The following is a 6,181-nucleotide window of genomic DNA, read 5'->3' on the forward strand; positions in this document are numbered from 1 at the left end:
AGGAAAGAAGCAATCTGTTTATATAAAACTACAAGTATAAAGATTCCTTAAGAAACAATAGCAACCCAAAAACATACCTTCAAACACAATCTAAAAGTAATTCAGCATTCATCAATAGAAAAGAAAAGAGTATCGAAAACACACAATCAAAAAAGAAAAAACTAAATTAGTCCTTCAAAAAAATTAGCACAAAAAAAAAGAAAAAGTACAATGGCATTAAGCTGGAACGAAATAAAAGACAGAGCATTAAAATTCTCTAACGAATGGGCAAACGAATCTAAAGAACGAGCAGAAAAAGACAGTTTCTGGAACGACTTTTTCAACGTCTTCGGCATTTCCAGAAGACGCGTTGCAACCTTCGAAGAACCTGTAAAAAAATTAAGCGGTAATCAAGGCTTTATAGACCTTTTCTGGAAAGGGACTTTATTAGTAGAACACAAATCCAAAGGAAAAAACCTAGACAAAGCATATCAACAAGCAACAGACTATTTTCCAGGAATAAAAGAACACGACCTACCAAAATACATTCTAGTATCAGATTTCGATAAAATAAAACTATTCGATTTAGACGAAGGCACAGAACACGAGTTTCATGTATCAGAACTCTATAAAAATGTTAAACTCTTTGGCTTTATTGCAGGGTATCAAAAAAGAACATTTAAAGAAGAAGACCCAGTAAATATTAAGGCAGCAGAGTTAATGGGCAAATTGCACGACCAACTCGAAACCTTTGGGTATGAGGGGCATCATTTAGAAGTCTATTTAGTACGCTTACTATTTATCCTTTTTGCAGACGATACCAGTATTTTCGAAAAAGACACCTTTAAAGAATTTCTAGATCAAAAAACAAATGAAGATGGTAGCGATTTAGGAGCATTAATGGCGCAATTTTTTCAAGTATTAAACACACCAAAAGAAAAAAGATACACCAATTTAGACGAACATTTAAACCAATTCCCTTATGTAAACGGTAAGTTATTCGAAGAAATACTACCAATTGCCGCTTTCAATACAAACATGAGAAGCATTCTATTAGAAGCATCGGGTTTAGATTGGGGTAAAATAAGTCCAGCTATATTTGGTTCACTGTTTCAAAGTGTCATGAATCCTGAAGAACGCAGAAACTTAGGAGCACATTACACATCAGAAAAAAACATCTTTAAACTCATAAAACCATTATTTCTAGATGAGTTAAGAGCAGAGTTCGATAAAGTAAAATCGAATTCTAAAAAACTAAAAGAGTTTCATCACAAATTATCAACCTTAAAATTTTTAGATCCTGCCTGTGGTAGTGGTAATTTCTTAATCATTACCTACAGAGAATTAAGACTCTTAGAAATAGATATTTTAAGAGAACTCTTTAAAAAAGGAGAACAAGTATTAGACATATCTGCAATTCTTTGGTTAGATGTAGACCAGTTTTACGGAATAGAATACGATGAGTTTGCTTCTAAAATTGCCGAAGTAGCAATGTGGCTCATAGACCATCAAATGAATATGAGAGTCAGTGAAGAATTCGGACAATATTTTGCACGACTGCCACTTAAAAAAGCCGCTAAAATTGTTCATGCAGACGCACTAGAAATTGATTGGGAAGAAGTTGTACCTAATAATATTTTGTCTTATATAATAGGTAATCCACCATTCATTGGTTCTAATATAATGAAAAAGGAACAACGTAATCAAATTGCAAATATATTTGATAAAAAATCAGGTGGAGGAACATTAGACTATGTAGTTGGTTGGTATATTTTAGCTTCAAGATATATTCAAAACACTAAAATAAAAGCCGCTTTTGTATCAACTAACTCAATTGTACAAGGTGAACAAACTAGTCTACTTTGGGGTTTATTACAAAATAAATATGATGTTAAAATTCATTTCGCCCATAGAACTTTTAAATGGAATAATGAAGCTAAAGGAAATGCAGCTGTCTATTGTGTCATAATCGGTTTTGCTAACATTGATACATCTGATAAAACAATTTTTGATTATGAAGATATTAAAGGAGAAGCTCAAGCGATTAAAGTAAGAAATATTAATGCATATTTAGTTAACTCTAAAAATGTACTAATAAATAAAAACAGAAAACCTATATGTGAAGTTCCAAACATAATGAAAGGTAATTATTATGCTAAAAGTAAGGGTTTAATAGTTGAAGAAAAGGATTTATCTTTTTTATTAAAAGAAGAACCTAATGCGAAAAAATGGATAAAAAAACTAATTGGTGCAAGTGAATTTATTAATAATAAAAAAAGATACTGTCTTTGGTTAGTTGATTGTCCACCAAATGAAATAAGAAAAATGCCTTTAGTAATGGATAGAATAAATCAAGTGAAAGAGGATAGGTTAAAAAGTACAGATAAAGCAATGCAAAACCTTGCGCCTACACGCTTTAGAGAAACGAACAATCCTGACAGTTGTCTAATAATTCCAGTAGTGTCATCTGAAAACAGGAAATATATTCCAATGGGCTTTATTGATAAAGATACTATTTCAACTAACAGTAATTTGATAATGCCAAATGTAGAAATATATCATTTTGGTATGCTAATGTCTGAAATGCATATGAGTTGGGTAAAATATACCTGTGGTCGTTTAAAGAGTGATTTTCGATATTCAAAGGATATTGTTTATAACAATTATCCTTGGGCACAGAAAGTAAGTGATAAAAACAAGCAAAAAGTAGAAGAAAAAGCACAAAAAGTTTTAGACGTTCGTTTAGAATTTCCAGAAAGCAGTTTAGCCGATTTGTATCATCCTTTAACAATGCCTCCAAAATTAGTAAAAGCACACCAAGCATTAGACAAAGCGGTAGATCTATGTTACAGACCACAAGCTTTTACAAATGAAGCCAACAGAATAGAATACCTATTTGAGTTATACAATCAATACACAGCACCATTATTAAACGAAAAGAAAACAAAAAAGAAGTAATAAACAAAACAACCATTAATTTTAAATATAAAGTCACTACATTATATAACAAATCAACTGTTACGAATAAGAAAGTCACTATAACCTAATACTAAGTCAGTAAGCTTATTAACAAAGTCACGTAGATTACTAACAAAGTCACCCTAAACAATAAAAGAGTAACTAAATTGAGTCTATAAGTCATCATAATTATAGTAAAAGTCACTGTTTACTGCTATGAACAGTGCAAATCAGAAAAAGAAATCGTATTAATAATTAAAAAATAAATTGCTATGCCACTTAAAAACAGTAAATCACAAACAGAAATTTTAGAATCAAGTAGAATTGCATTAACAAATGTAGAAGAAAACCTAGTCATTAAATCATTAATGGAAGAATTGGGCTACAATACTGCAAAAATAGACGAAGGTAAAACCATATTAAATGAAGCAAAAGCACAATTTAATAACAACCAAACATTAGAAGATACAAGAGCAAAAGCATACAAAGCCTTCGATGATGAAAAAACGAATATAGAAACCAAGTATGCAAAAGATCGTAAGAAAGCCAAAATTGTATTTAAACAAGATACATTAGTATTAAAAGAATTAGGTATCAAAGGCATCATTCCTAAGTCGTATGTAAAATGGTTAGAAACTGTAAATCTATTTTACAACACATTAAATTCACAACCAGATATATTAACTAAACTGGCAGCAATTAAAATCAATCAACTACAGGTAACAGAAATATTAGCAGAACTAACTGAGTTAGAAAACTTAAGAGCAGCATACATTTTAGCAAAAGGAAACGCACAGAATGAAACTAAAACAAAAAATATAGCCTTTAAATCTCTAGACAAATACATGAGCGATTTCTTTGCAGTAGCAAGAATTGCACTAGAATTAGAACCACAACTCTTAGAAGCATTAGGTAAAATAGTAAAAAGCTAAAAGTATCTTAAAGTGTAGCAGTTAAAATGCCATAACATCTAAATCTTTAGATAAATCCATTTAACTATTTATAATTTGATAATAACGAGAACCCAGTTAATACCTATATGTCAGACTGAGCTTACCGAACTGCCTCATCCTTAACAAAAACAACCTAATAGCGAAGCACAGAGCAATCTCAAAATAAATACCTTTAAACAATATAATCTGGTATTAGCGAGAAAACAATTAAGACCTAAATACAACACTGAGCTTGTCGAAGTGCCTCATCCTTAACAAAAACAAACAACGTAATTGCGAAGCACAGAGCAATCTCAAAATAAATACCTTTAAACTATTGAATCTAATATTAACGACAAAACATTGAAGACCTAAATGCAACACTGAGCTTGCCGAAGTGCCTCATCCTTAACAAAAACAAACAACGTAATTGCGAAGCACAGAGCAATCTCAAAATAAATACCTTTAAACTATTGAATCTAATATTAACGAATAATCAGTTAAGACCTAAATGCAACACTGAGCTTGTCGAAGTGCCTAATCCTTAACAAAAACAAACAACGTAATTACGAAGCACAGAGCAATCTCAAAATAAATACCTTTAAACTATTGAATCTAATATTAACGAATAATCATTTAAGACCTAAATGCAACACTGAGCTTGTCGAAGTGCCTCATCCTTAACAAAAACAAACAACGTAATTGCGAAGCACAGAGCAATCTCAAAATAAATACCTTTAAACTATTGAATCTAATATTAACGACAAAACATTGAAGACCTAAATGCAAAACTGAGCTTGTCGAAGTGCCTCATCCTTAACAAAAACAACCAAGTCATCCTATGTTTGTCAAATAAGGATCTGTTTTTAAAAAGCTTAAATTAGATTTAATATTTAACAAGAAAAGTAAGGGTAAAGGAAAAGATTATAGTCCGTCATTTGTCATTAAAGACCGTTCGCAATGCTAATCACTTTACCCCTTACTACATAAACTTGAACAGATCATTAGACCATCAAGTCTGTATTTAGGATTGATAAGTAAATGTAGTAATTTTTCTATAAAAACATTTGATATGAGTAAAATTATAGGAATTGATATTAGTAAGCAAACCTTTGATGTTTCTTATTTAGAAAAAGATAAATGGATTCACAAAATTTTTAAGAATCAAAATACAGGTTTTGAGCAATTTATTAAATTGATTAATGCATCAGACTGGATTGTAATGGAGGCTAGTGGTCCTTATTATGTTCAGTTAGCAACTTTTTTACATGCATCTAGTTTTAATGTATGTGTATTAAATCCTTTGATAATTAGAAGATATAGTCAAACAAGATTATATAGAGCAAAAACAGATAAAAAAGACGCAAAGACAATTGCCGAATATGGTGCTCAATATGAGTTAAAAAGATGGTGTCCAGAGAGTAAACCTAGTATAGAAATTAAACAACTTTACACAGCTTTAGAATTACTAAAAAAACAAAAACATCAAACAAAAAGACAATTAGAATCCTTTGAAGCAACAGGTTTGTTGAGTTCGGATCTTAGAAAAGAATTAAAACAAGTACTAATATTATTAATAAGACGTATTGATAAGTTTGAAAAAAAGATAGAGCAAATAGGAAGATTAGCTTATAAAGACACGGTTGAAAGAATAAAAACGATACCAGGAATCGGGCTAAAAACGGCTATTATGATGAGTGTTATTACAGATAATTTCACAAAATTTGATAACTATAAACAACTGACAGCTTTTGTAGGATTTAGTCCAAGGCTATATCAATCAGGAACAAGTGTAAAAGGTAAAGGACATATTTGTAAAATGGGCAAACCTCAAATTAGAAAACTTTTGTATTTATGTAGTTGGTCTGCAAAAAGAGTAAATAAAAATTGTATCGAAATGTATGAACGACTTAAAGAAAAAGGAAAACCCGAGAGAGTAATTAAAATTGCAATAGCTAATAAATTAATAAAGCAAATTTTTTCTATTGCGACTAACAAACAAATTTACAATGAAAATCATCAAAACTTATATTTTCTGAAATAAAAGAAATTTTAACAATAAATAATAGTTTTTTAACACAGATCATTGCGAGGAACGAAGCAATCTCAAAATAAATACCTTTAAACTATTGAATCTAATATTAACGAATAATCAGTTAAGACCTAAATGCAACACTAAGCTTGTCGAAGTGCCTCATCCTTAACAAAAACAACCAAGTCATTGCGAGGCACGAAGCAATCTCAAAATAAATACCTTTAAACTATTGAATCTAATATTAACGACAAAACATTGAAGACCTAAATACAACACT

Annotated in this window: 3 protein-coding genes; all 3 read left to right on the forward strand. The window is 30.4% G+C overall.

From position 1 onward, the window contains the following. Nucleotides 1–210 precede the first annotated feature (210 nt). Complete coding sequence (locus BTO07_RS08240) at nt 211–2,937, forward strand: class I SAM-dependent DNA methyltransferase (protein WP_087520779.1); 2,727 nt, start codon at nt 211–213, stop codon at nt 2,935–2,937. Nucleotides 2,938–3,209: 272 nt separating this feature from the next. After that, nucleotides 3,210–3,869: a hypothetical protein gene (locus BTO07_RS08245; RefSeq protein WP_087520780.1), complete on the forward strand. Its 660-nt coding sequence runs from the start codon at nt 3,210–3,212 to the stop codon at nt 3,867–3,869. A 1,072-nt stretch (nt 3,870–4,941) separates the two neighbouring features. Next, nucleotides 4,942–5,913: an IS110 family transposase gene (locus BTO07_RS08250; RefSeq protein WP_087520781.1), complete on the forward strand. Its 972-nt coding sequence runs from the start codon at nt 4,942–4,944 to the stop codon at nt 5,911–5,913. Nucleotides 5,914–6,181 lie beyond the last annotated feature (268 nt).

Origin of the sequence: Polaribacter sp. SA4-12, from assembly GCF_002163675.1 — a bacterium.
In the GTDB taxonomy this organism is placed as follows: domain Bacteria; phylum Bacteroidota; class Bacteroidia; order Flavobacteriales; family Flavobacteriaceae; genus Polaribacter.